At 67.6% G+C, this 23,415-nt stretch carries 20 protein-coding genes; 4 read left to right on the top strand and 16 right to left on the bottom strand.

Annotated elements, in window-relative coordinates; all coding sequences use genetic code 11:
* Positions 1 to 124: 124 nt before the first annotated feature.
* The 14 genes from F0U60_RS26915 to F0U60_RS26850 all read right to left on the bottom strand — a co-directional run bounded on the left by F0U60_RS26915 (position 125) and on the right by F0U60_RS26850 (position 15,292).
* On the bottom strand, positions 125 to 676 hold the full coding sequence (locus F0U60_RS26915) for a VOC family protein (RefSeq protein WP_395803605.1): 552 nt from the start codon (positions 674 to 676) through the stop codon (positions 125 to 127).
* A gap of 51 nt (positions 677 to 727) precedes the next feature.
* On the bottom strand, positions 728 to 1,510 hold the full coding sequence (locus tag F0U60_RS26910; protein ID WP_395803603.1) for an SDR family oxidoreductase: 783 nt from the start codon (positions 1,508 to 1,510) through the stop codon (positions 728 to 730).
* On the bottom strand, positions 1,507 to 2,283 hold the full coding sequence (locus F0U60_RS26905; RefSeq protein WP_395803601.1) for a cupin domain-containing protein: 777 nt from the start codon (positions 2,281 to 2,283) through the stop codon (positions 1,507 to 1,509). The genes F0U60_RS26910 and F0U60_RS26905 overlap by 4 nt, the downstream gene beginning before the upstream one ends.
* Entirely contained in the window at positions 2,280 to 3,344 is a 1,065-nt protein-coding gene (locus F0U60_RS26900) for a zinc-binding dehydrogenase (RefSeq protein ID WP_395803599.1), read from the bottom strand. The genes F0U60_RS26905 and F0U60_RS26900 overlap by 4 nt, the downstream gene beginning before the upstream one ends.
* A complete protein-coding gene (locus tag F0U60_RS26895; protein ID WP_395803597.1) occupies positions 3,341 to 3,724 on the bottom strand; it encodes a hypothetical protein in 384 nt (127 codons plus the stop codon). Before F0U60_RS26895 ends, F0U60_RS26900 begins: the two co-directional genes overlap by 4 nt.
* Entirely contained in the window at positions 3,721 to 4,476 is a 756-nt protein-coding gene (locus F0U60_RS26890; RefSeq protein WP_395803595.1) for a cupin domain-containing protein, read from the bottom strand. Before F0U60_RS26890 ends, F0U60_RS26895 begins: the two co-directional genes overlap by 4 nt.
* Positions 4,469 to 5,641, bottom strand: a complete 1,173-nt coding sequence (locus F0U60_RS26885; protein WP_395803593.1) for a sedoheptulose 7-phosphate cyclase — start codon at positions 5,639 to 5,641, stop codon at positions 4,469 to 4,471. The genes F0U60_RS26890 and F0U60_RS26885 overlap by 8 nt, the downstream gene beginning before the upstream one ends.
* A gap of 76 nt (positions 5,642 to 5,717) precedes the next feature.
* The gene (locus tag F0U60_RS26880; RefSeq protein ID WP_395803591.1) at positions 5,718 to 7,514 is read right to left on the bottom strand and encodes a GMC family oxidoreductase; all 1,797 of its coding nucleotides are present in this window, start codon (positions 7,512 to 7,514) and stop codon (positions 5,718 to 5,720) included.
* Between the two features lie 195 nt (positions 7,515 to 7,709).
* Positions 7,710 to 8,591, bottom strand: a complete 882-nt coding sequence (locus tag F0U60_RS26875) for an HNH endonuclease (protein ID WP_395803589.1) — start codon at positions 8,589 to 8,591, stop codon at positions 7,710 to 7,712.
* Positions 8,588 to 10,045 carry an AAA family ATPase gene (locus tag F0U60_RS26870; RefSeq protein ID WP_395803587.1) on the bottom strand — a complete coding sequence of 486 codons (1,458 nt, stop codon included), beginning with the start codon at positions 10,043 to 10,045 and terminating at the stop codon, positions 8,588 to 8,590. The genes F0U60_RS26875 and F0U60_RS26870 overlap by 4 nt, the downstream gene beginning before the upstream one ends.
* A gap of 207 nt (positions 10,046 to 10,252) precedes the next feature.
* The gene (locus tag F0U60_RS26865) at positions 10,253 to 11,914 is read right to left on the bottom strand and encodes a hypothetical protein (RefSeq protein WP_395803585.1); all 1,662 of its coding nucleotides are present in this window, start codon (positions 11,912 to 11,914) and stop codon (positions 10,253 to 10,255) included.
* A gap of 119 nt (positions 11,915 to 12,033) precedes the next feature.
* Positions 12,034 to 12,261 carry a type II toxin-antitoxin system HicA family toxin gene (locus F0U60_RS26860; protein WP_395803583.1) on the bottom strand — a complete coding sequence of 76 codons (228 nt, stop codon included), beginning with the start codon at positions 12,259 to 12,261 and terminating at the stop codon, positions 12,034 to 12,036.
* 438 nt (positions 12,262 to 12,699) lie between these two features.
* Entirely contained in the window at positions 12,700 to 13,578 is an 879-nt protein-coding gene (locus tag F0U60_RS26855) for a sugar phosphate isomerase/epimerase family protein (RefSeq protein ID WP_395803581.1), read from the bottom strand.
* Positions 13,571 to 15,292 (bottom strand): GMC family oxidoreductase, encoded by a 1,722-nt coding sequence (locus tag F0U60_RS26850; RefSeq protein ID WP_395803579.1) that lies wholly within the window; start codon positions 15,290 to 15,292, stop codon positions 13,571 to 13,573. Before F0U60_RS26850 ends, F0U60_RS26855 begins: the two co-directional genes overlap by 8 nt.
* A 147-nt stretch (positions 15,293 to 15,439) precedes the next feature.
* On the opposite strand from F0U60_RS26850, the gene zwf reads away from it, so the two are divergent.
* Together zwf and F0U60_RS26840 are read left to right on the top strand one after the other, a co-directional pair.
* Positions 15,440 to 16,984 carry a glucose-6-phosphate dehydrogenase gene (zwf, locus tag F0U60_RS26845; RefSeq protein ID WP_395803577.1) on the top strand — a complete coding sequence of 515 codons (1,545 nt, stop codon included), beginning with the start codon at positions 15,440 to 15,442 and terminating at the stop codon, positions 16,982 to 16,984.
* A gap of 140 nt (positions 16,985 to 17,124) precedes the next feature.
* The gene (locus F0U60_RS26840) at positions 17,125 to 18,054 is read left to right on the top strand and encodes a hypothetical protein (protein ID WP_395803575.1); all 930 of its coding nucleotides are present in this window, start codon (positions 17,125 to 17,127) and stop codon (positions 18,052 to 18,054) included.
* A gap of 91 nt (positions 18,055 to 18,145) precedes the next feature.
* Here the strand turns inward: F0U60_RS26840 and F0U60_RS26835 are convergent, their stop codons facing one another.
* Positions 18,146 to 18,769 carry a DUF2239 family protein gene (locus F0U60_RS26835; RefSeq protein ID WP_395803573.1) on the bottom strand — a complete coding sequence of 208 codons (624 nt, stop codon included), beginning with the start codon at positions 18,767 to 18,769 and terminating at the stop codon, positions 18,146 to 18,148.
* A gap of 157 nt (positions 18,770 to 18,926) precedes the next feature.
* Here F0U60_RS26835 and agmC point away from each other — a divergent pair, with 157 nt between their 5' ends.
* Both agmC and F0U60_RS26825 read left to right on the top strand, forming a co-directional pair.
* Positions 18,927 to 20,657, top strand: a complete 1,731-nt coding sequence (gene agmC / locus F0U60_RS26830; protein ID WP_395803571.1) for an adventurous gliding motility protein AgmC — start codon at positions 18,927 to 18,929, stop codon at positions 20,655 to 20,657.
* Positions 20,658 to 20,778: 121 nt separating this feature from the next.
* Complete coding sequence (locus F0U60_RS26825) at positions 20,779 to 21,363, top strand: hypothetical protein (protein WP_395803569.1); 585 nt, start codon at positions 20,779 to 20,781, stop codon at positions 21,361 to 21,363.
* Positions 21,364 to 21,384: 21 nt separating this feature from the next.
* Here the strand turns inward: F0U60_RS26825 and F0U60_RS26820 are convergent, their stop codons facing one another.
* A complete protein-coding gene (locus F0U60_RS26820) occupies positions 21,385 to 23,364 on the bottom strand; it encodes a TIM44-like domain-containing protein (protein ID WP_395825115.1) in 1,980 nt (659 codons plus the stop codon).
* Positions 23,365 to 23,415 lie beyond the last annotated feature (51 nt).

Here is a 23,415-nt window from a genome sequence, read left to right as displayed (position 1 = left end):
GGCACTCGCGGGGAGTCAATGCTCACGAGCGGCGCCAGAGAGGCGATTGTCCACCGAATGACGGTTTTTCACCAAGAGGCCGGGCAGGCGGTGGGAGCACCGCACTGCCGTGGCCCAGGTGGTTTTACCGAGAGTCCCAGGGTTCACTGGGATCGAACAGGCGAGCGTTCGTGTCCTTCTCGTAGGGCATGCCCTTGGGCATGTGGAGGACCTCCATCTGCATGCCCCACGGGGTCAGGAAGTAGACCCAGCGGTCTCCGGCGATGGGCCCCTCGGTGATGGTCTGCGCCTCGCCGAGGATCTTCACGCCGGGCACGGAGCGGAGGTAGTCGACCGCGGCATCCACGTTCTCGACGCCGATCGCCAGGTGGTGGCCGCCCCAGTCGCTGTTGCGTGGGAGCTGCTGCCGCTGACCGGGCGCGGTGTACTCGAACAGCTCGAGGTTGGTGTAGGGCCCGAACCGGAGCATGGCGATGTGCGTCGAGGCGCGTGGGTGCACGTTGAGCTGGCGGGTCATCCAATCGCCCGTCTTGTCCTCGACGGGGCCAATCCGGTACAGCAGCTCGGCCCCGAGGACATTGACGAAGAAGTTGACCGCCTGATCGAGGTTGGGAACGGTTTCGGCGACGTGGTGGACAGCGAGCGCGCCGGGAATGCCTTTGGTGGTACGGCTCATGGATGTTTCTTCTCCTGTGTCTGGAATGGAGTCCTCGCGGCCCGGATGTGATCAAGAGCGGCCCGCGTACTCCTGGTTGGGGATGGCGCTCATCAACAGCAGGCCACCATCGACGGTGAGGGTGATGCCCGTGATGTAGGCGGCGTCCGGCCCCGCCAGGTGGGCGATGATCGCCGCGACCTCGCGGGAGCGTCCGGGCCTGCCGAGGGGAATCGCAGGCCGGGAGATCTCCGCTGCGTCACGGCTCTCGGGGACGCCGTTCATGGGCGTGGCCGTCTCTCCCGGGCTGATCGCGTTGACGGAGATGCCGTGCTTCGCCAGCTCCAGCGCCATCACCTTGGTGAGCAGGCCCAGCGCGCCCTTGGAGGCGCAGTAGGAGGAGCCACCCAGGATGGGCACCAGCTCGTGCACGGACGTCACGTTCACAATGCGCCCGCCACGCCCCTGCGCCACCATGCGCCGCGCCGCCACCTGGGCGCACAAGAAGGGGCCCGTGGTGTTGATGGTGAGGATGCGCTGCCAGTCCTCCGGTGTCTCCTCGAGGAACGAGGCGCGGCGGTTGACGCCGGCGTTGTTCACGAAGACGTCCACGCCGCCCAGCTCGCTGATCGCCCGCTCCACCGCGTCCGCCGCGGCCGTCGGGTTCGTCAGATCCATGCGGAAGGGCAGGGCGCGCACGCCATACGCTTCCACCTCCGCCGCGACCTGCCGGGCGCCCTCGGTGTTTGAGTTGTAGCCGATCCCCACATCGAAGCCCTTCTCAGCCAGGGCGATGGCGGTGGCCTTGCCGATGCCGGAGCTGGCTCCGGTCACGATGGCGATACGCGAGTTCATGTCTCTTCCTCCAGCAGTTCGTAGCCAGCCTGGGCGAGGCTCCCCGCGCCCAGGTAGCCGTAGACGGTCCGGGTGGTGACGCCGGGATCGGTCTGGAACCCGTGCCATTCGCCGGCTGGGATGTAGGCCAGGTCACCCGGGTTCAACCGCACCGGGCCGTCCTTCGTGAGGTGTTGTCCGCCCCCTTGCAGCACCAGGAAGAACTCATCGGCATTCGGGTGCCGATGGAGCTGGTGGCTGCCTCCTGGGGTGAACGTCGAGGTGGCAACGACCACCGAGCGCGTGCCGACCGTCTGCGAGGTCGCCAGCCAGTGCACGCCCATGTCGATGAAGCCACCGGCCTCGCCCAGGGGGCTGTGCTTGCCGTGGTCCGCCGTCCGGGAGATGCGGCAGCCGCACCCGCCACCGTTCACCGCGTGGGGCAACGCGTTCCGAGGATCGTTGGTGCCTCCGTACACCACCAGGAGCACCGCGTTCCGGTCCTTCTCGGTCTCGAAGGCGCGGCGGGTCCCTGGCGGGTTGAACACGCCCTCGCCAGGAGTCAGCTGCCAGGCGCTCCCGTCCGCGAGCCAATCTCCCTTGCCTGACAGCAGGAAGGTGACCGACTCGGCCCCGGGCAGGCTGTGCGGCGGCAACCTGGCGCCCCCGGACAGCTCCTGGACCATCAGCATCCCGAGCGCCTCCGGGACAAGCTCTCGGTTGACCAGCCACTGCACGCCCGCGGTCCGTTGCCGCGCGGACTCATTCCAAGCCGCGACGGTTCGCCGGATCATGACTCCCTCCGATCGTTGTTGAAGTTCAGCAGCACCTTGGGAGGACCCGAGCGGCCGTGCTCGAGCATCTCGAAGGCGCGTTCGGCCTGCTCCGGAGGCAGCACTCCCGCGATCAGCGGCTTCGCATCCAGCACCCCGTCCACGAAGAGCTGGATCGTCCGGTCGTAGTAGTCCAGGCCGTGCCGGATGCCGAGGAGATCGATCCCTCGCAGGACGAGCTCGCCGGGAGCGAAGCCCGCCACCGGATCATTCGCCACGCCGACCACCGCCACCCGGCCACCGGTCTCTGCGAGCTCGATGCTCCGCATGAACGCGCGCGAGGAGCCGGAGGCCTCGATGACCAGTGAGTACGAGCCGTTCCGGGCTTGATCCGGCCGCAGCGTGCGCCGAGCCCCGCAGGCAGCGGCCAGCTTCAGCCCCGCCTCGTCGATGCCAATCGCATCCACGCTCCGCGCCATCCGCGAGGCGAGCTGCACGGCGAGCAGGCCGATCGTCCCCGTGCCCACCACCGCGACCTCATCCTCCAGTCCGCAGCCGGCCTTGTCGAAGCCTCCCACCACGGTGACCGCCGGCTCGATGAACGCGGCGCTCAGGTCAGAGAGGGCATCCGGCAACACGGTGAGCGAGCGCATCGGCATGCGGATGTACTCGGCCGCGGCGCCCTGCAGCCCGTAGAGGCCCACCTCCACCAGCCGCTCGCAGTGTTGCCGCTGGCCGCGCTGGCACATCCGGCACAGCCCGCAGGGCACCATGGTCTGGCCCACGACTCGGTTGCCCACCGTGATGCCCTTCACGTCCTCGCCCACGGCGACCACCTGGCCGCACCACTCGTGGCCGAACACCAGCGGGAACTGGGCTCGGCCATCCTGGAGGTACGAGGCCTTGCCGTGCAGCAGTTCCAGATCCGTGCCGCACAGCCCGACATACGAGGGGCGGATCAGCACTTCGTCTGGCCGGGGGCCTGGGATCGGAATCCTCGTGAGCTCGACACGTCCCGGCGCCGTGATGGCCACCGCGCTCATCGTGCCTTCCGGCCAGGTTCTCGGTTGAATTGCACTCATGCTACGGGTCTCCTCATGGGAAGGGATTGGGAAATGGCGCGGGGCATCACGGAGAGCCAGAGCAGCTCCAGCCCGTTGGCCCCACTGGCGAGGCGCATCTCCGAGCCAGCGGGCAGGAGCACCAGGTCTCCCGTCACGATGGGGCGCCCCTTGGACTCAGGGTTCGGCTCCAGGAGCTGCCCCGTGCCGGCGAGGGCGAACCACGCGCTCTCGGTGCCCTCACGGCCTCGGAGCGCGAACTCGGTGCCCGGCGCGAGCCGCACGTAATCGAAGGACTCGCACTCGGAATGCAACATCCCGCGCCGGGCCAGCGAGCGCCATCGGATCTCCTCGTCTCGCTCGCGCGTGCTGGAGGTCCTGTCGATGGTGGAGATGATCATCGCGCTCCACCCCCCGGTACTTCGAGGCTCGCCAGGAAGTACTCCAGCCCGTCCTCTCCGGCGGTGACGGCCATGCCGGTCCCCAGCGGCAGCGTGACGGAGACGCCGTACTTCAGGGGGACGGTCGCCTCACCCGAGGTGATCTCCCCGGAGCCGCGGAGCGCGAACAGGGTGTACTCCTCGCCCTCCGCGGACAGCTCCGCGCGCTGCCCGGGCTTCAGGTCCACCAGGCGGATGCTGCGCAGGGGGCCGGTGAAGACGGTGCGTGGATTGACTTCGTAGGTCTGTCGCAGGTTGAGAACCACGGCGTTCGTCACGTCGTTTCCTCCTCGTTGGGTTTCGTTTGTGCCGGGGACGTCCGAGGGCGCCGAGCCGCGCAACACCGCCGCGGTGGCCGGGCTCAGCACCTCGATCACCAGCCAGCCCAGGCCCTCGTCGCCGACGTTGCGCAGGCCGTGCTTCGTGCCGAGCCCCGTCAGGATGAGGTTGCCGGGGCCCACCGGGTGCCGCTTCCCGTTAAGCGTCATCTCTCCGCGGCCCGAGAGGATGAAGTAGATCTCCTCGGTGCGCGTGTGCACGTGCTCCCCGCTGATACCGCCCGGGGGAATCCAGGCCCACTCGACCGCCTCCCACGAGCCGTGCAGTCCGGCTCGCCGCGCCAGGCACTTCCACTGGGAGAGCCCCGCGGTGCCGTGCACGCCGTACACCACGGAGGGATCCTCCAGGTCTCCGATGATCAACCCCTCACGCATGAGCGGCCTCCAGTGTGAGCTGCGAGTCGGAGTCCAGCTCTCGAAGGGTGGAGATCGCCTCGCGCAGCTCGGAGGGCTGGACGTCGTTGACGAAGCACGCCGCGCCGATGCCGATGGCCAGCGGCAGCCGCTGGAGCCCGTCACGGTGACGGACGGTGTCGGCCAGGGCCTCCTCCAGCACCGTGGGCTCGCAGAGCCGGTGGTACACGGGGAGATCCAGCTTGCGCATGAGCGAGAAGATGCGATCCCGCTCCTCGAGGTTGATCAACCCGCGCTGCGCGGAGATGACCGTGGTCAGCGCCATGTCGATGTTCACCGCCTCGCCGTGCAGCAGCTCCGGCAGCGCCAGCATCTCCACGGTGGGGCTGAACGTGTGGCCGTAGTCCACCACTCGCTCCAGCTTGTGCTCCCACAGGTTCAGCTCCAGCTCCTCGAGCATCCCCGTGATGGCCCGATCGATGACCTGCTTCGCCGCTTGATCGCTCTCGGGAGTCCTTCCCTGGAAGCGCTCCTCGATGAGCGTGGTGCCGTAGCGCTCGAGCAGCTCGAACAGGGTCCGATCCTTGATGAGGGCGATCTTCAGGATCTCCGCCAGGCCGTTGACGATGTGCCGGGTGTCCAGCGTGCGCAGGAAGCTCCGATCGAGCAGCGTGTCCTTGGCGGGGAAGTACGTCCCGAGCCGGTTCTTGTGCGAGGAGTGGTTGACTCCCGTCTTCGCGCCCACGCCGGCGTCCACGAGGCCGATCAGCGTGGTGGGGACCCGCACGTACGGCGTGCTGCGGCGGTAGAGGCTCGCGGCGAGCCCGACGATGTCCATGAGCACCCCGCCGCCAATGGCGATGATGGGCTCGTGGCGGCGCGCGATGCCGAACTCGTTGATGGCCTTCACCACGGAGAAGACGGACTCCATGGTCTTGTCCGTCTCGGAGATGGGCAGCGCGAGGATCTGGTACTTCACGCCGTGGTGCTGGAAGTAGTGGCGGAGCTGGACCCCATAGAGGCGGTCCACCAGGGCGTCGATCACCACGAGCCTGCGGATGGTGCCGGAGCGTTGCGTGGCGCCTGCCTCCAGCAGCGTCCGGTTGTTGGGGTCGAGCAAGCCGTCAACCACCCGCACCTGATAGTGGACGGGCAGGGCCGCATTGACGATCCAGGTTCGTGACATGTCTTGATTCAAGATCTCGTCTCCTGTTGTTGCCGTGTGTTGGTCTGTCAGAGAGCGCCGGACGCGGATGTGACGGTCAGTCATTTCGCGTCGCGAGGATGAAGCGCGACGCCTGCTCGCCAATGAGGATGGTGGGGGCGTTGGTGGGGCCGGAGGTGATCTCCGGCATGACCGACGCATCCGCCACGCGCAGGCCCTCGAGGCCATGGACGCGCAGCCGCGGGTCCACCACTGCTCGCTCGTCCACGCCCATGCGGCAGGTGCTGGTGGGGTGGAAGAAGCAGGTGGTCGCCTTGCGAATCCACTCCACCATCTCGGTGCGGCCGAGCGGTCCGGGCATGAGCTCGCGCTTGCGGAACCCGTCGAAGGCGCGCGAGGCGCCCAGCTCCCGGCTCAGCTCGACGGCGATCCGCAGCGCCTCGACGTCCGCCTCGTGGCCCAGGTAGTTCATGTCGAGGATGGGCGGGGCGGAGGGGTCGGCGGAGGCGAGCCGCATGCTTCCCCGGGAGGCCGGGCGGATCAGGCCGGGGATGATGGAGTAGCAGTTGGAAGGCAGCGGGCCGAGCGCGGGGGAGACGACGGGGAACTCGTGGAGGATCGGCTGGATGTCGGGGCGCGAGAGCCCTGGGTGCGAGCGCCAGAACAAGGTCGCCTCGGCGCCATTGCCTCGGGGCGGGGGCAGGGGGACGCTGCTCTCGTAATTGACGCCGGCCACCAGGATGTGGTCCTGCAGCTCCTGGCCCACGCCGGGCAGGTCGAGCACCACGGGGATGCCCAGGGCTCGGAGCTCGTCCGCGGGTCCCACGCCGGACTGCATCAACATCTTGGGCGAGTTGATGGCCCCGGCTGACAGCACCACCTCGCGGGTGGCGCGCACCCGGCGCACCTGGCCTCCGTGGCGGAACTCCACGCCGGTGCATCGGCGGCCCTCGAAGATGAGCCGTGAGACCTCCGCGTAGGTGAGCACCGTCAGGTTGGGCCGGCTCATGGCCGGGAAGAGCAGGGCACGGGCGACGTTGAAGCGCTCGCCGTTGGCGACGCTCAGATCGAAGAAGCCCGCGCCCTCCATCCGCGCGCCGTTGTAATCGCGGGTGGTGGGGATGCCGACCTGCTGAGCGGCCTCGATGAAGGCCAGCGCCAGGGGATGGGGATCGGTCGAGCGCGAGATGCGCAGTGGGCCGCCTACGCCCCGGTACTCGTCCTCGCCGCCGGAGTAGTCCTCCAGCTCCTTGAAGATGCGGCGGACCGTCTCGTCATCCCACCCGGGGTTGCCCTGAGCGGCCCAGCCCTCGAAGTCCAGGCGGTGGCCGCGCACCCAGACGCTGGCGTTATTGGCGGCGCAGCCTCCGAGCATCTTGCCGCGAGGGCAGGCGACGATCTGATTCGCCGCGTGTCGCTGGGGCACCGTCTGGTAGTTCCAGTCCAGCTCGGTGCCGAGCAGCTGCTTCCAGCGCGACGGGATGAATACGTCCGGGTGCGTGCCGGGGCCCCCGGCCTCGAGCACCAGCACCTGATTCGCCGGGTCCTCGGAGAGCCGGGCGGCCAGCACACAGCCAGCCGAGCCCGCGCCGATGACGATGAAGTCATAGGCCTCGCGAGGGTTCTCTCGCAGCCGGCGCTGGTTCTCCCAGGCAGCCAGGGCCTCGTCCGCCAGTCCCGCCGCCCGCTCCTCCGTGACACCTGCCTCCCGGGCGGCGCGCAGAAAGCCCTCCCGATCGAGTTCGCCGCTGCGCACCTGGTGAACGAGCAGTCCGAGGCCGCCCTTGCCGTCGTGCTCCATGGTCTCTCCTGTGAGGAATCGGTCCCGCTCAGGAGGAGTGCGCGCCTGGCCGTTGTGAACGGTGAGCCGCGCCGACCGCATCACATGAGCCATGGCTCCGCTCTAACCGTCAATCCAAAACAAGACGCATAGGGCCGGTGGAGAGGCCGTACAGCCCTCTTTGGGCACACGCCCGCTCAGGCCGCGCTCTCCTCAGGGGCGAGGCAGGGGGCGACGAGCGTGCCGGTCCTGCGCTCCAGATGGAGACGGGACGAGAAGACGTGGTGGACGGGAGCCGTCGTCAGGCGTCTAGGGAGCGCCGGGCCTCGGGGGGGCGGTAAGCCCGTGCTGGAGCCTGTAGGCGACTGGTACGAGGTAGGCGAGTGCGTGCCACGTGAAGGCGGTCCACTCCGCCCGGGGAGAGAGACTGTCCTTGAGGAAGCGTTGCCAGCGCTGGCGCGCTTGCAGGATGCGGCTGGCATCCAGGTGTTGCTCGACCTCCTCGATACTTGGCAGCAGGGCCTCAATGACGTGTCCCTGTGCCCGTCCGGCCAGCTCTTCGAGCTTCAGGATTTCGATCGTCGCCTCGCCCTTCTCGGTGAGACCGAAGGGAGACCAGATCCATTCACGCCGGTCGAGGTGTGTGAACCCGGGTCGCCACGTGATGTGGTCGAGCGGGTCTTCGCTCCCCGCCGGATCGAGCAGCAAGGCCTGCTCGCCAGACACATCGACGATGGGCGAGGTCGGTGGGTTCGGCAGAGGCGCGGTGGGAACGGCTGCGGGGACTGTCGTGGGACGCAGCGGGAAGTAGTTCGCCTTGTGGGCTCTGTCGTTGCACCGTGCGCACGAGAACAGCAGGTTGGACCACGTCCAGGTGAGCCACCAATAGTGGCCCTGGTCGACGTGCTTCATCGTCGCTTTCGGCAGATGCCTCCAGGCGCCGTCCTTCGGACGGTAGTGCTCGACCGGCGCGCTACTGAAATCCGTGTGGCGCTCGCACCAGGCGCACTTCTCGTGTTGAGCGAGGAACAGCGCCTGCTTCGTCTTCTCCGTGCCGTATCCGGTCAACTTCTTCGTGAGGGCCTTCGACGGAGCGCCGTGCCGATTGAAGACCTTCGCGGCGGCTCTCAGCCGCTTCGGCGCCGCGATCTTGAGTCCCCTGGGTTCTGCGCCCCGGTCGATGCGGATCATCGAGTGGTCCCCCAATTCGTCTTGAGCTCTTCGAAGGCTTTCTTTCCTTCGGCTGCTCCGAGGCGCTGGGTGAACTCCTTGCGAACATCGTCACGCAATCTCTTCAACTCCCTCTGTTGCTCCGCCGACGGGGCTGGGTGTGCCGAGAGGATCTGGAGACGCCGCAGTTTTTCCCCGATCGGATTGGGCGTGGTGCCCTCGAGCCCGAACCAGGTCCTGTACAGCTCTCCACCCGTCATGATGCGTGGATCGGGCTGGAGCTCGGTGTCCTGGATGCCGGGGTGGAACCGCCCATCGTCACGCGACCAGCCGCCCTGGACGATGTCGCCGGTCTCCTCGTCGACGACGAGCCGGACGACCTCGTGTGGAGCCAGCGACGAGAGCACGACGGGCGAGTGTGTGGTCGCGACGAACTGCATGTTGGGAAACACGCGGCGCAGAGCGGGGATGAAGCTTGCCTGCCAGGTCGGGTGCAGGTAGAGGTCGATCTCGTCGATCAGGACGAGACCTTCCATGTCGGTCGTGTCGAGTTCGGTCTTCGATTCGAGCAGCACATGGCCGATGAGGTCGGCGATCCACGCGAAGGTCGACTGGTAGCCATGGGAGAGCGCTACCCCCGCGACCGCGACCGGAGCCTGGCCCCTGGCCATCACCTGGTAGAAGCGGTCGCTCTCGATGAGCGAGGTGCTCGAGCGGGCGCCGCCCTTCCCCCGCAGTTCGAGACGCGCGAGGCTGGGGAACAGATCTGCACCTCCGAGCTGGACCGCCTGATTCAGCATGCGACTGAATTGGCGTGATGTCTCTCCGAGCCTGCGGCCCTCTTTCTGGTCCTTCTGCAGGAAGTGGTTCGCGAAGCCGGTCGACACGAGCTGTATCTGCCGGAACAAGGGCTCCAGTCGCTCGATGGAAGGACGCGCCAGGGTGGGGATCTCGAGCGCATTAGGGAGCGCGCGCGAGATGCCGTAGCCCGCGACGAACCAGAGGGGCGTATTCATGGCACGGGCCTCCGCGAGCGGGTCGGAATGCTGCTCCTTCAGCTTCAAGGGCTTGCTGCCGTAGAAGGCAGAGGCATCGAGCGAGGTCGAGCCGGCCTCGAGACTGACCCGGGAGCGGAGGAGCGGCTCCCGCGGCTTGTGTCCGCTCGTGGGTGGCAGATGCGGGTGGATCGCCTTGCCACCCCTCAGCGACATGGGGCCAAACGAGAACGTCGCGTCGATGGACATGCGACTCTCGTCGCGCCGGTCGGACATGTGCTTGACGGTTGAACCCGCAAGCCCGCTCACCTCCTTGTATCCTGCCGCCGCCAGAGCGATGGCCTGGAGGAGCGTCGTTTTCGCCGTTCCGTTCTCTCCGATCAGCACCGTCCACATGCGCGGCTGGTCACGGTGCGTGAAGTCGAGCTCGAAGCTCCTGAGCCGCTTCAGGTGCTCGACCTTGAGGTGGCGGATGTACATGGGTGGAAGGTCACACGCGGTGACGCCTGCTGCAAGAAGCTGGTGGAGGAATACGGGCTGACGGAGTCGCCTGGAGATGCGCCCTCCGCGCAACGTGAATGGGACCGAGGCTCCCCCAAGCAGGTGCGGAGGAGGCGAACGAGGCGCCCCAGGTAGCGGCCAGCAAGGAGCCGCTGAAGGAGAGGACGCCGCGAGTGGACCGGGCGGTCATCGGCGGCGGCGCGGCTTCACGCCGTCGCCGCGCCGATGAGCGCCCGGCACAGGGGCACCGGAGCCGCTAGCATATACGGCGAACGACTGGGGCCCCAGGGTCGATGTCCTCCGCGAGTCCACCTCCTCCTGCATGCGCTTCAGCCTCCGAAGAAACATCAGCACGTCTTGAGGGACGGATGGGACTTCCTGGGGGACGGGTGGGAGCGCCCTGAGGGCCTCGAGCACGCGACCGAACCAGAGCTTGGTTTCGGGCTTTGCCCCCTCCTTGAGATGCCTGCACCCTTGAATCAGGCCCCCCTGGATGAAGAGGCCCTGGCATTGCCACTGGTAGGCTTCGGCTTCGGCCTTGAGCCCCTCCTTCGCGGTCTTTCCCACGAAAGTGAAGACCTGGGCGAGCACGCCCACGGTTAGAAGGGCCTCCGGCGTCAGCTCCTTCCCGGCCAGGGTGTGGAAGACGTGCTGGAGACACGCGACATAGGTCTGGGCTCTCTCTTCGAGAGGTGAAGCGAACAGCGGCGCCCAGGGGTGCGAGGGGCTATCCCGGGGGAGGAGGACCCACTGATGGAGCAGTTCCTTCGCCACGGCAGATTCGGAGAAACCCTGCCCCTTGAAGAAGTGCTCGATTCGGGCCGAGACGGTCTCCACCGCGGCAACATCTCTCAGAAGTTCCACCCACTTCCCCAAGGGCGTGGCAATGACGCGCTTCCAGCTCTCGTCAGGGAACTTCTCCAGCATGGCTCTGCGCAGCGTCGGCCCCAGCGGGGACTCCCCTCCGGCGGTGAACAGCTGGGACATCAGGTCCTCGCGCACCTCCTCAGCGAGGCTCTCTGTCCGCTCCAGCAAGGTGCCCTGCGCCACCGCTATCAGCTTCAGCAGGGACATGAAGAGTCGCCCCAGCTCGTCCTTGCCGACCACGTCCGCCAGCGGTTTCACCACGAGGGACAACTGCCGCGCCTTGCGCAGGTCGTCACTCACCTCGGTGAGGTCCATGCCCTTCTTCTGGGCGATCACCCGGGCGATGTCATCCACCCGGTGCTCTGGGATGATTGCCTTGGCCTTCAGCCACTGGTCCACCGCCTCCTTGGTCACGTCCAACGCTTCGGCGAGCGCCATGCGGGTGATGCCCGCCGACTTGAGCGCCTCGCGCAGTGCGTGCGACAGGAGCAGGCGGTGAGATTCCACCTGCTGGCGATCGACCAGGTCAGGGGGATAGCGCATCGTGGTGTGGTTCAGCCGGAGCATGCCGGAGATGCGCATGGCCAGCTCCACGACAACCAGCCGCAGCGCGACCGTGGTCGTGAACACGGTGGGCTCGGCCGGCAGCGCGTGTTGGAGCCTCATGCAGAGATGGTCCCACCAGGCCGCAAGATTCAGCAGGAGGCCGAGGAGGGCCTCGGACTCCTGCGCCAGCGTGCGGGTGTCACCCTGTGCGTGGAGGCTCGCGTCTATCTTGCGGACGAAGCTCTCCACCATCTCCTCCAGGATGGCGCGGCGGGTGCGGCCCTGGATGTGCTCGCCCTGACAGAACTTGCGCCAGGTGCGGTCCCGGGCGCTGCGCGTGGGTTGCCAGTCACAGAGGCGCGCCAGCGCGCCGAGGAGCTCGCTGCTTCTGGGAAGGAGCCCCTGCCACCGGGGCTGCCGGAATTTGCGCTTCATGGTCCTCCTTCCCCGGGCTGTACCTCTGAAAGCCCGGGTGTTATCGACCCCGAGCATCCTGAGACATCCCAGGCCTCAGCGCAGCGAAGCGGTTCTGGCAAGCCGCCATTCCCCCGTTTTCACGAGGCATCCAGGTCGAGGTGAAGGCGCTCCCGGCGAAGGATACGCCGGATGGAACTCAGGACGGTACGGGAGACTTCGGCGCCAGGGTGGGAGATGACCACCGTCAGCGCAGCCCCCCGGGGCGTGGTCCACTTCTGGTGGGAGCCCCCGCGCGGGGGGGTGGCGCGGCACCCCAGGCGTGCGAGCGCCTTCATCAACTCACGGGTTTTCGGACGATAGGACATGGAGCACCTCCATCGGCCGAGGCTTCAGCCGAGGGGCTCCTTTTCCGCGTTTCATGCGCTCGGATCAGCGCAGCGAAAGTGGCAGCCGCGAGACCCGGGCGTGCCACTTCCGCTTCGTTGCGGCTGTATTCACGGGTTGCTTCTGAGCCGGGCCACAGCAGGCACGCTCGTTCAGATCCTCAGGCGGGCCCGGCGGGGAGCCGCGCAGGCAGGCGCCAGTTGCCGCACGAAGAAGGTGAGCGCGGACAGGGCGTGGACGACGAAGCACAGCGTGCTGCGCTCCTTGATGAGCAGCCGCGTGGTGAGCGGAATGGCGGACTCGCGAACCTTCCGCCTTCGCTGCTGCCTCAGGCGCGGGGCTCGCCTCTTGCGGCTTCGGCTCTACCCCCGCTTGGGGGAGCTGCGCGCCGACCGCACTTGGGTGGACGGGAGCCGTCGTCAGGCGACACCGGCATCGGCGAGTGTCCGCTGGAGCGATTCGCGGGAGAGCCGCGCGATCTCGGCGGGCGACCGACCGTCGTTCGTCGGGGAGAAGATCTCCGGGTTGACCTGCCTCAGCGCGTCCTTCTCGGCAAGGATCTGCAAGAGCTCGACCAGCGGGAACTCGCCCTCGCCCGGCCAGTCGCGCTCGAAGCAGTTGGTCTCCAACGTCACGCCGGGCGGCAGTGACAGCGGGCCGTCGTTGAGCTGGACGACGTGGATGCGCTCACCGGGAACCTCGCGAAGCATCTCGGGCGTCGATCCGCTGCGGACATAGTGAAGCGTGTCGAAGACGATGCCCGCGTCGGCATCCCCGGAGTCGGCGACGATCGACCAGGCGTCACGGACCGTTCGCACACCCCACATAGGCATATTCTCCAGATCGAGAATGACACCGCTCTCCGCACCGCGTCGGGCCACGGCAGCGAAGTGCTCGACCACCTCGTCGTGGGTATACACGCCCGCGGCAAAGGTGGCGTTCACGCTCGCATAACGGATCTGCAGCGCCTCGCAGATCTCGAAGAACTGCGAGGCCGGGATGTCGAAGTCTCGCACGTACTGCGCATCCATGTTCGTGGGCAGCCACAGCGGGTTCCAGTTGCTGAGCGGGTCGAGCCGGGTGAGCTCGACGCCGGCGTCGGCGGCCATCTCGAGCATCTCCTTCGCCGTCCGGCGCTCGAGCTCGGCTCGAGCCTGGTGGGGGTGCATCGACAGCTGGCCGAAGCCGGCAAGACGAGTGGCCTCCAACTGCTCGGCGTACGACAGGTGTCGCACGTTGGCGAAAGGCATCATCAGGGCACCATGGATCCGGGGATCCTGCGAAGTCGTCTCAGCCATTCCTGTTCCTCCTGGCATCGGTTCGAGAAAGGATGAAGCGCGAGGCCTGCTCTCCAATCATGATGGTGGGGGCATTGGTGGGGCCGGAGGTGATCTCCGGCATGATCGACGCGTCCGCCACGCGCAGGCCCTCGAGGCCATGGACGCGCAACCGCGGGTCCACCACCGAGCGCTCGTCCACGCCCATGCGACAGGTGCTGGTGGGGTGGAAGAAGCAGGTGGTCGCCTTGCGGATCCACGCCACCATCTCGGCGCGGCCGAGCGGTCCGGGCATGAGCTCACGCTTGCGGAAGCGGTCGAAGGCGCGCGAAGCACCCAGCTCTCGGGACAGCTCGACGGCGACCCGCAGCGCCTCGACGTCCGCCTCGTGGCCCAGGTAGTTCATGTCGAGGACTGGCGGAGCGGAGGGGTCCGCGGAAGCCAGCCGCATGCGGCCCCGGGAAGCGGGACGGACCAGGCCGGGGATGATGGAGTAGCCGTTGTCGGGCAGGGGACCCAGTTCGTCGGTGACGACGGGGAACTGGTGGAGGATGGGTTGGATGTCGGGGCGGGAGAGCCCCGGCTGGGACCTCCACCACAAGGTCGCCTCGGCGCCATTGCCCCGAGGCGGTGGCAAGGGAATGCGGCTCTCGTAATTGATGCCCGCCACCAGGATGTGATCCTGCAGCTCCTGGCCCACGCCCGGCAGATCGAGCACCACGGGGATGCCCAGGGCGCGGAGCTCGTCCGCCGGCCCCACCCCGGACTGCATCAGCATCTTCGGGGAGTTGATGGCACCGGCTGACAGCACCACCTCGCGCAGGGCGCGCACCCGGCGCACCTGGCCGCCATGACGGAACTCCACGCCCGTACACCGGCGGCCCTCGAAGATCAGCCGCGTCACCTCGGCGTGGGTGAGCACCGTCAGGTTGGGCCGGCGCATGGCCGGAAAGAGCAGGGCCTGGGCCACGCTGAAGCGCTCGCCGTCGGCGACACTCAGGTCGAAGAAACCCGCGCCCTCCATCCGCTCGCCGTTGTAGTCGCGCGTCGTCGGGAGGCCCGCCTGCTGGGCGGCTTCCATGAAGGCCCGGGCGAGCGGATGCGGATCCACCGCGCGGGAGATGCGCAGCGGGCCGCCCACGCCCCGGTACTCGTCCTCGCCACCGGAGTAGTCCTCCAGGTCCTTGAAGACGCGGCGGACCGTCTCGTCATCCCAGCCGGGATTGCCCTGGGCGGCCCAGCCGTCGAAGTCCAGGCGGTGGCCCCGCGCCCAGACACTGGCGTTGTTGCTGGCGCAGCCTCCCAGCATCTTGCCGCGAGGACAGGGGACGACCCGGTCCGCGGCGTGTTTCTGGGGCACCGTCTGGTAGCGCCAGTCCAGCTCGGTGCCGAGCAGGTGCCGCCACCGCGAGGGGATGAACACGTCCGGGTGCGTGCCGGGGCCCCCGGCCTCGAGCACCAGCACCTGGTTGGCCGGGTCCTCGGACAGCCGGGCGGCCAGCACGCACCCGGCCGAGCCCGCCCCAATCACGATGAAGTCATGGGACTCACGAGGGTTCTCTCGCAGCCGGCGCTGATTCTCCCAGGCGGCCAGGGCTTCGTCCGCCAGCTCCGCCGCGCGCTCCGCCGGGACGCCCGCCTGCCCCGCCGCCAGGAGGAAACCCTCCCGGTCCAGCTCGCCACTGCGCACCCGATGGACGAGCAGTCCGAGGCCACTCTTACCGTTCCACTCCATGGTCTCTCCTGTGAGGGATTGGGTCTTCACAGGAGGAGTTCGGGCGCCGCGTTTGTGAAATCCACACGGTCTTCATCCTCGCGAGGTCACATGCGTCACCGGACCTCTCCACCACTAGCAAATTCCAAGGAGCCAGACGGGGAGCGGATGATGCAATCAGCGATGAAGGTATGGGATGGGATCGAGACAGTCGGCGAGCGAGCCAGGGAGATCCCCGAGCCGTGCACGATGATCCTCTTCGGAGCCTCCGGTGACCTGGCGGCACGCAAGCTCATCCCCGCGCTCTTCCGACTCTTCCAAGAGGGACAGCTCCCGGCGGAGTTCACCGTTGTCGGGGTCTCTCTCTCCCAACTGGGGAACGAGGGATTCCGAACGCGGATGCGCGCCGCGGTCGAGCGGGCCCACGGAGCCGGAGGTGTGGACGAGGCGGCATGGAGCGTGTTCGCCCGGGGGCTGTTCTACATGTCGATGGACATCACCTCGGCGTGGGACTACGCGCGGCTGGGCGAGCTGCTCGGCCAGGTGGAAGCGGAGCGCCGGACGCGGGGCAATCGTCTCTTCTATCTCTCGGTGTCACCCACGTTCTTCGGTGATGTGGTGGAGCGGTTGGGCGAGGCAGGGTTGTCCCGGTCCAACGCGAAGGGCTGGTCGCGCATCATCGTCGAGAAGCCCTTCGGAACGGATCTCTCCAGCGCGCGGGAGCTCAACACCCGTATTCGCCGGCACTTCGACGAGCAGCGCATCTACCGGATGGATCACTATCTCGGGAAGGAGATGGTGCAGAACCTGATGGTGCTCCGGTTCGCCAACGGCATCTTCGAGCCGCTGTGGAACCATCGGCACATCGATCACGTTCAGGTGACGTGCGCCGAGCCACTGGGCGTCGAGGGGCGGGGTCGGTACTACGAGCAGGCGGGGGTGGTGCGGGACATGATCCAGAACCATGCCTTCCAGGTGCTCTCGCTGATCGCCATGGAGCCGCCCGCGAGCCTCGATCCCGAGGCGGTGCGTGATGAGAAGGTCCGCGTGCTGGAGTCGGCACGGCCCTTCACTCCCGAGCGCATCCATGCCGAGTGCGTGCGCGGGCAGTACGGGCCGGGCCACATCGCTGGCGCGCCCGTATGCGGGTACCGCGAGGAGCCGGGTGTTTCGCCCACCTCGGGTGTGGAGACCTACGCGATGCTCACCATGCGCTTCGACAACGCGCGTTGGGCTGGAGTGCCCTTCTACGTGCGCTCCGGCAAGCGGATGAAGGAGCGCGTCACCGAGGTGGTGGTGCAGTTCAAGGAGGGGAGGGGAAACCTCTTTGGCATGGAGCAGCGGGAGCGGCTGTCCGCCAATCAGCTGATCATCCGGATCCAACCGCAGGAGAGCGTCACGCTGCGAGTGGCGATGAAGGCGCCTGGGCGCGCGGTGCGGGTGCGCGACATGGACATGAGCTACTTCTACTCCTCCATGCGAGAGGGCCCACCGCCCGAGGCCTACGAGCGGCTGCTGCTGGACAGCATGCTCGGGGTCTCCACGCTCTACACGCGGGAGGACATGGTCGATCGGGCCTGGGAGCTGGTCATGCCGGTGCTGGACGAGTGGTCCAAGGATGGCGCCGCGCCCAACTACGCCGCCGGGAGTTGGGGCCCGGAGGCCGCAAGCCGACTGCTCGCGCGCCACGGGCACACCTGGAACGAGGAGTAAGAAATCGCCCAGAGCACCTGGACCTCTTGCGCTATCCTTCATGCCGAGCGGTCGTTCGATCGGCTGGCCCCAAAGTTGCTCCCTGGCAGCGCGGAGCCGAAGCACCTAAGGAAGAAGCGCAGCGGCCGAGGAGGGCACCCGTGAGTCTGCGGCATGAAATCAAGCTGAGAGGTCCGGTTGTCCATCCCGAGCGCATCTCAGCGCCGCTCTTCCATGACCTGCTGCACATCTTCGTCGAGGGTGCGCAGCGGGCTCTTCGATTCCACCTCGAGGGACGGAGCACCGCGAGAGGAACCCAGCCCGCGTGGATGCGCTCCGCCGCGCAGTTCGACCTGCTCATCGAGCCCCAGTCCGAGCCTGGGGTATTCCGGGTCGAGTCGCGCCCGTTGAGGCAAGCCCTCCCCGCGAACCTGCGTTCGAGCGATGTTCTGTTCGAGCTCGATCTGGATCAGACGGCCGTGGATCTCTTTGAGGCGGGGCTCGAGGACGCGCTCGCCGGGGCCGCGGACAGCGACAAGTTCGATGAGGGACTCGTCGAGACGTTCAGCACGTTCGCCAGGCTTTTCGATCAAGGGGTGGAGGCCATCGAGATCGTCAATGGCCGCACCATTCCCATCAACACCGAAGGAGTGGAGAGGGTCGTCCGGCTCCGCCGCCAGATACGTCCTCCCCAGGCCGTTCGTATCGCGGGCAAGCTCGACACCATCCGGCACAGTGATCGTGTCTTTACCCTGGTGCTGGAGTCGGGTGCTGTGCTCAAGGGTGTCGCGGAGCGCCTGGATCCAACTCAGATGGCGTTGCTCTTCGGGCGCACGGTGGTGGTTTCGGGAATGGCCGTGTTCCGGCCTTCGGGTTCGGTGTTGCGGATCGATGCGGAGCAGATGCAGGAGTCCTCTCCGCAGCAGACGTCGCTGTGGTCCAGGTTGCCGAAGCCGCTCCTGGCGCCCCTGGACACGCGCTCGCTGCGGGTTTCCCAGGACGAGCGCTCGGGGCTCAATGCCATCTACGGCAGGTGGCCGGGTGATGAGTCGGAGGAGGAACTCGTCACCGCACTCGAGGCACTCTCGTGACTTCGACCCCTGGTTTGTTACTGACCACGGACAAGGACTTCGATCCCCTGCACCAGGAAAACCTCTTGCGTCGCGTCTGGTACGACCCGGTTCAGGGCTGACTCGCAGCCTTCTCGTCCCGGATGGCGATCGCCACCAGCTTCCGGAGGTGATTCCTCACATCCTTCGGCCAGGCTTGGATTTGCTCATCGAAGCGCTCGTGGCTCTTCGCGAAGAAGGCGCGCGAGGCTTCCTCGAAGCCGGGGAAGTCTCCCGCCATGGCCTGCATGAACTTGTAGGCCGCGTCCCACGAGCGCCGCGCCCGATCCGTCCCCACGCTTGCGCGCTTCGCTTCCTCGACGAGCTTGCGCAAGGTCGCCGACGCGCCACCGGGTTGCTCGTTGAGCCACTCCCAGTGGCGCGGCAGCAGCGACACTTCCCGGGAGACGACCCCCAGCTTCGGCCGGCCTGGACCGGACTTTCGCGGCTCTTCCGCTTCCTCGGACCCGCTCGCCGCCCGGGCCATCTTCTTCTCGAGCTTCTCCAGGAACTGCTCCCGCGTCCCTCGGAAGTCCGGGTGGATGGGCTCCCCGGTCTCGTCGTCGAAGATGAGGATGTGAGAAGTCTCGCCCCTGTCGAGCCGCTCCTTCGCCTTCAAGGCAACGTCCACCAGCGCTCCCGAGCCGATGAGCTGGTGCCCCGCGAACCCCGTGTAATTCTTCTGCTTTTCCGACACCGTACCCGACTCCTCGTGAGACCCGGGACCTCACCCGGGCAGGATTCAGGGAATAACACCCGGGTAGAATTCCTGTCAATATTACCCGGGTAGAATCATCCGTCGGCCTCGAGTTCCTCACCAAAGAGGGGAGCCTCGCTATGGCAACATCCGCTCCATGCGGATTGCCCTCTTCTTGATTGGGTTGCTCGTCGCGGGTCGCTCGTGGGCCGAACCGGACACCTTCGAGCTGGGTTCGGGCAAGGACGGTGATCTGCTCGTCAGCGACGCGGGGGTCGTCATCAACCGCTATGCGCGGCTCATGGCTGACGCAGCGGAGGGCTCGAGTACGCTGACGGTCTCGGACTCCACGGGGTTCGCCGCTGGAGACCTGGTGCTCCTGCACCAATCCACGGGCCTGTCGCCCGCGCCAGACTCTGGAGATCAGAATCCCATCAACCTCGGCGATGGACCCGTGGGCCGCTTCGAGTACGCGCGGGTGGCCTCGGTGTCAGCGGGGGTGCTCGGCCTCACCGCGCCGCTGCTGTATGGCTATGCAGCCAACCTGTCGCAGGTGGTGGAGGTGCCCGAGTACACGGCGCTGGAGGTCCAATCGGGAGCCTCGCTGCGCGCCGAGCCCTGGGATGGAGGCGTGGGCGGCATCCTCGCGGTGATGGTCACCGGAAGCCTGCGCAATGACGGCCTCATCACCGTGGATGGCGCGGGCTTTCGGGGCGGTGCCTTCCTCTCTCACGATAGCTTCTTTAAGTGCACGGGCCTGGATGAGCCGGTGGACGCGGGCGGCGCCTACAAAGGAGAGGGCCTGGTGGCTGGCAGCGTGGGCTCGGCCTCCGGACGAGGCAACCTGACCCACGGCGGTGGAGGGGGCATCTGCCACAACTCCGGCGGCGGAGGCGGAGGGCATGCCGGGAGGGGCGGCCCGGGTGGGCGCACCGCTCCCGAGGATGATGAGCGAGACGTGGGAGGCCTGGGCGGAGCGCCACTGGTGTACCTGCCTTATGAGCGCCTCGTCTTTGGCGGTGGCGGTGGAGCGGGGGAGGGCAATAACAACGAAGGGACGGGAGGCGGGACCGGGGGCGGATTGATGCTCATCCGTGCCGGGGACGTCCAAGGCCAGGAGGGACGCTTCAGTGCGATGGGAACCACCACACCGGAGAAGGTCGGGGACGACGGCGCGGGAGGGGGTGGGGCAGGTGGGGCCATCTCCATCCGGACCGCGCAGCGGCTGGAGTGCGGTTCTTTGGAAGCCTCGGGCGGCGCGGGAGGCAGCGTGGGCGAGTTGAACTTTCCTGTCGGACCCGGAGGTGGAGGTGGCGGGGGCGTGGTGTTCCTCCAGGGCTCGCCCATTGCGTGCACGCCCCAGGCGCGTGCCGGGGCTGCTGGCCGAACGGCGGTGGACGGTGGCACGCATGGGGCTGGTCCCGAGGACGTAGACGGCGGGACGGTGCGCGGCTCCGAGCAGATCGACTCCTCTCCCTTCCGGCTGCCCGCCGCGCCCACGCTGACGTATCCCGCGGATGGAGCCACCCAGGTGGCACCGGAGCTCCGCATCGAGGGTCATGCCAGGCCAGGCGTCCAACGGGTCCAGCTCTTTCTCGATGGAAAGCTCCTGACGCAGCTTGAGCCGGAGGACAATGGCCACTTCGCGTACGACGTCCCCAAGGCGCTCACGCAGGGCGTCCACGAGCTGCGCGCCTCCGCGGAGCAGCTCGGCGTCCGCAGCCCCGTCTCCGCGCCCAACACCTTCGAGGTCGACAGCGTGAACAGAGTGCTCCCCCCCATGGCACTGGACGTGGGGTGCGGGTGCGCGAGCGCTTCGGGCGTGGGGCTCTGGGCTGGGATGATGCTGCTGGCCGTCTGGGCCTCGCGGCGCCGTCGCTCGCTCTGACCCCCACCTGCCTGGCGGGGGCCTGGTTGCCTCCTCTCCAGAGCGGGAGTCACAGCGCGTCCGTCATGCATTCCTCTCCAAGGAAGAGGTGACGTCCTCTTCCCCTGGAGGAACAAGCGCCATGATGGACTCACACATTGATCAACGCATCAAGCGGAGCTGGGACTTCTTTCTGGCGAACGTGGGGGGACTTCTGCTCGGGGGCCTGGTGGCGCTCGTGGGTTGGTTCTTCATCATCCCGGGACCCTGGTTCTCGCTCAACCTGCTCCAGGAGACGATCGAGTCCGCTCGCACCGGACGCCCCGTCCGCTGGCAGGCCACCTTTGAGCGGCAGGGCAACTTCCTGAAGAGCTGGGGGCTCACCCTGGCCATGGGGATTCCCATCGCCATCGGCTACATGCTCCTCGTCATCCCGGGCGTGCTCCTCTCTCTCTACTGGTTCCACGCGCCGATGCTCGCCGCCGACGGCCGCAAGACGCTCGACGCCATCGCCGAGAGTGGCCGCATCTTCCGGCGCAGGAACGACTGGGCGGCGTACTTCCTCAACTGGCTCATCCCGGCGGTCCTCGCGGGAGTGGCCGGAATCACCGCCTTCGCCATCATCCTGACGCTGCCGCTCACGCTGGCGTACCTCGCCTTCTGCTACTCCGACGAGGTGGGGCCGGTGTCGACGGTCGCCCTGCCCAAGCGCGAGGTCGTGGTGTAGAGGCCAAGCGGCCGGGGCTGGCTACCGCTCGCGGAGCAGCTCCGGCAGCTTGTCGGTGAGGTCCAGGTGGCCGGCGGCGAACTCGAGCATCCGCCGCTCCTTGCGGTCGATCCGCCCGTCCACGAGCGCCATCTCGACCAGGTTGCGCAGGAAGACCTCGGCCTCGGGCGTGCGGCGCTGGATGAGCTTCGTGAAGAGCTGAGGGCCCGTGTTGAGGGCCATCTCCACGTTGCTCCAAGGCACGCTCCAGCGGCGCGCGCACAGCTCGAGCAGCTTGCGCTCGGAGCGGTCCACCTCGCCATCGGAGGCGGCGAGCGCGGCCATCATGTAGAGCAGGCGATGGCGCTCCTGGGGATCCGTGATGACGTCATCCACGGGCCCTTGTTCTTGGACGAACGCCGTCTCGTCCACCGCGGGCGTGCGCACCGGATTGTGCACCACGTTCCCGCGTCGGCTCGTGGCGACATCGAAGCGCCGCTGCTCGCGAGCGTTCCAGGACTCGAAGGGATCCGCCGAGGCCAGCACCCAGTCCCGCTCGCCGCTGCCGAGCGCGGTGCCGCAGTAATCGCAGGTGATCGCGGCCGAGTCGGTGAGGGGCGCGTTGCACTGGGGGCACCGGTTGGTGGACATGCCGTTGTCGGTGTTGGTCTGTGCGCCGTGCTTGCGCAGCAGCGTGAAGACCCAGCGCTGCGGGACGGTCGGCAGGGAGGGAGGCCGCTCGTTGGCCGGACCAATGCCCATGCGGGCGCTCCAACGCACCTCGATGTGGGCCCGGTCGAAGCCATCCGGGTTCAGCTCGAAGCCCCGGGTGATGACCCCGCCCACGGCGCACTCCAGGAACACCTTGCGCCGGCCCTGCTGGCGCAGCTCCCCGAGCTCCTCGTCCAGCCCGTCGATAGCCTGGGGCGCGGCCACCTTGTGCAAGCGCTGCGTGGTGTTGTGGCTCTGGGCGTCAATCCACTTCCAGAACAGCAGCGAGGCGCGGTCCTCGAGGATCTCCAGGTTGAGGGCCGGATCGGCCTCGCGCGCCTCGCGCAGGTTGTCCACCTGGGCGTAGTGGCGCACGTGCTCAATCCCCTGGGTGATCTCCGAGAGCGTCCAGTCGTAGTTGCCCGAGTTGACGATGGCGTTGCAGTACTCGCACTGGTTGGAGGCACCGCCCTTGAAAGGGGCTCCGCAGTGGGGGCACTTGCCCTGGAAGAGGTCCTCACCGATTCGCGTCTGGACTCCGGGCTTGCGGACGAAGGACCAGACCTCGGTGAAGGCCTCCATCGGCGCGCGCTTCGCGGCGGCGATGGCCTCGGCGTCGGAGGCAGAGGCGGCCACGTCGGTGTCGCGCATCTGGGCGCGCACGCGCATGTGGAGGGTGTCGAACCACTGGCTCTGGTCGAGCCCGATGATCTGCACGTCCAGCACCTGGATGTCGGTGATGGCGTCGCGCACGCCCTGATCCTTCATGAGCTGGAGCTGCACCTCGAAGCGCTGGTAGGTGGCGTCCGAGAGGAAGGGCCGCACGGGGGACATGTCCCGACGGAACCAGGCGTCCTGCAGCGCCAGGAAGAGCTGCCGCGTCTTGTCGATCAGCGGCACGAGCTCGAACTGGGGGTCCTTGAGACGCAGTGCGTTGACCCAGCCCTGGATGTCTTGGGCGGAGACCGTGGTGCGCTGCTCGGCCTCGCGCTGCTGGATGGCCCGCTGGGTCGCGCCGGTGGGGTGGAGGTTGCGCTGGTAGAAGTACCAGCCGGCCACTCCGAGCCCGATGAGCGGGAGCATGATGTGGGGATAGTGGAAGGTGAGCCGCAACAGCCAGTAGATGAGCTCGATGGGAAGGCTGCCACCGCCATCCCCGCCAGAGTCTCGGTCACGGGAGGGAGCGGTGTAGTTCTCACCCCCGCCGCCGCGCGCGAGCGCCACGAGGGGGACAACAAGCAGGACGAGCCCGAGGCCCGGGAGGAGCCAGGGAGCCCAACGAGCGAGGGAGCGGTTCCAAGCGGTGCGCATCGTCAACAACACTAACCGTTTCCGCCTTGTCAGGCCCGAGGAGTCGCCGCA

It is taken from the genome of Archangium minus (genome assembly GCF_044360475.1).
Classification (GTDB): domain Bacteria; phylum Myxococcota; class Myxococcia; order Myxococcales; family Myxococcaceae; genus Archangium; species Archangium minus.
Note: the sequence above shows the minus strand (reverse complement) of the source record. Positions and strands in the feature narration are given on the sequence as shown.

Coding starts and splice junctions, on each gene's coding strand:
- F0U60_RS26915 (WP_395803605.1), bottom strand. CDS start 676: ATGAGCCGTACCACCAAAGGCATTCCCGGCGCGCTCGCTGTCCACCAC.
- F0U60_RS26910 (WP_395803603.1), bottom strand. CDS start 1,510: ATGAACTCGCGTATCGCCATCGTGACCGGAGCCAGCTCCGGCATCGGC.
- F0U60_RS26905 (WP_395803601.1), bottom strand. CDS start 2,283: ATGATCCGGCGAACCGTCGCGGCTTGGAATGAGTCCGCGCGGCAACGG.
- F0U60_RS26900 (WP_395803599.1), bottom strand. CDS start 3,344: ATGAGTGCAATTCAACCGAGAACCTGGCCGGAAGGCACGATGAGCGCG.
- F0U60_RS26895 (WP_395803597.1), bottom strand. CDS start 3,724: ATGATCATCTCCACCATCGACAGGACCTCCAGCACGCGCGAGCGAGAC.
- F0U60_RS26890 (WP_395803595.1), bottom strand. CDS start 4,476: ATGCGTGAGGGGTTGATCATCGGAGACCTGGAGGATCCCTCCGTGGTG.
- F0U60_RS26885 (WP_395803593.1), bottom strand. CDS start 5,641: ATGTCACGAACCTGGATCGTCAATGCGGCCCTGCCCGTCCACTATCAG.
- F0U60_RS26880 (WP_395803591.1), bottom strand. CDS start 7,514: ATGGCTCATGTGATGCGGTCGGCGCGGCTCACCGTTCACAACGGCCAG.
- F0U60_RS26875 (WP_395803589.1), bottom strand. CDS start 8,591: ATGATCCGCATCGACCGGGGCGCAGAACCCAGGGGACTCAAGATCGCG.
- F0U60_RS26870 (WP_395803587.1), bottom strand. CDS start 10,045: ATGTACATCCGCCACCTCAAGGTCGAGCACCTGAAGCGGCTCAGGAGC.
- F0U60_RS26865 (WP_395803585.1), bottom strand. CDS start 11,914: ATGAAGCGCAAATTCCGGCAGCCCCGGTGGCAGGGGCTCCTTCCCAGA.
- F0U60_RS26860 (WP_395803583.1), bottom strand. CDS start 12,261: ATGTCCTATCGTCCGAAAACCCGTGAGTTGATGAAGGCGCTCGCACGC.
- F0U60_RS26855 (WP_395803581.1), bottom strand. CDS start 13,578: ATGGCTGAGACGACTTCGCAGGATCCCCGGATCCATGGTGCCCTGATG.
- F0U60_RS26850 (WP_395803579.1), bottom strand. CDS start 15,292: ATGGAGTGGAACGGTAAGAGTGGCCTCGGACTGCTCGTCCATCGGGTG.
- zwf (WP_395803577.1), top strand. CDS start 15,440: ATGATGCAATCAGCGATGAAGGTATGGGATGGGATCGAGACAGTCGGC.
- agmC (WP_395803571.1), top strand. CDS start 18,927: ATGCGGATTGCCCTCTTCTTGATTGGGTTGCTCGTCGCGGGTCGCTCG.
- F0U60_RS26825 (WP_395803569.1), top strand. CDS start 20,779: ATGATGGACTCACACATTGATCAACGCATCAAGCGGAGCTGGGACTTC.
- F0U60_RS26820 (WP_395825115.1), bottom strand. CDS start 23,364: ATGCGCACCGCTTGGAACCGCTCCCTCGCTCGTTGGGCTCCCTGGCTC.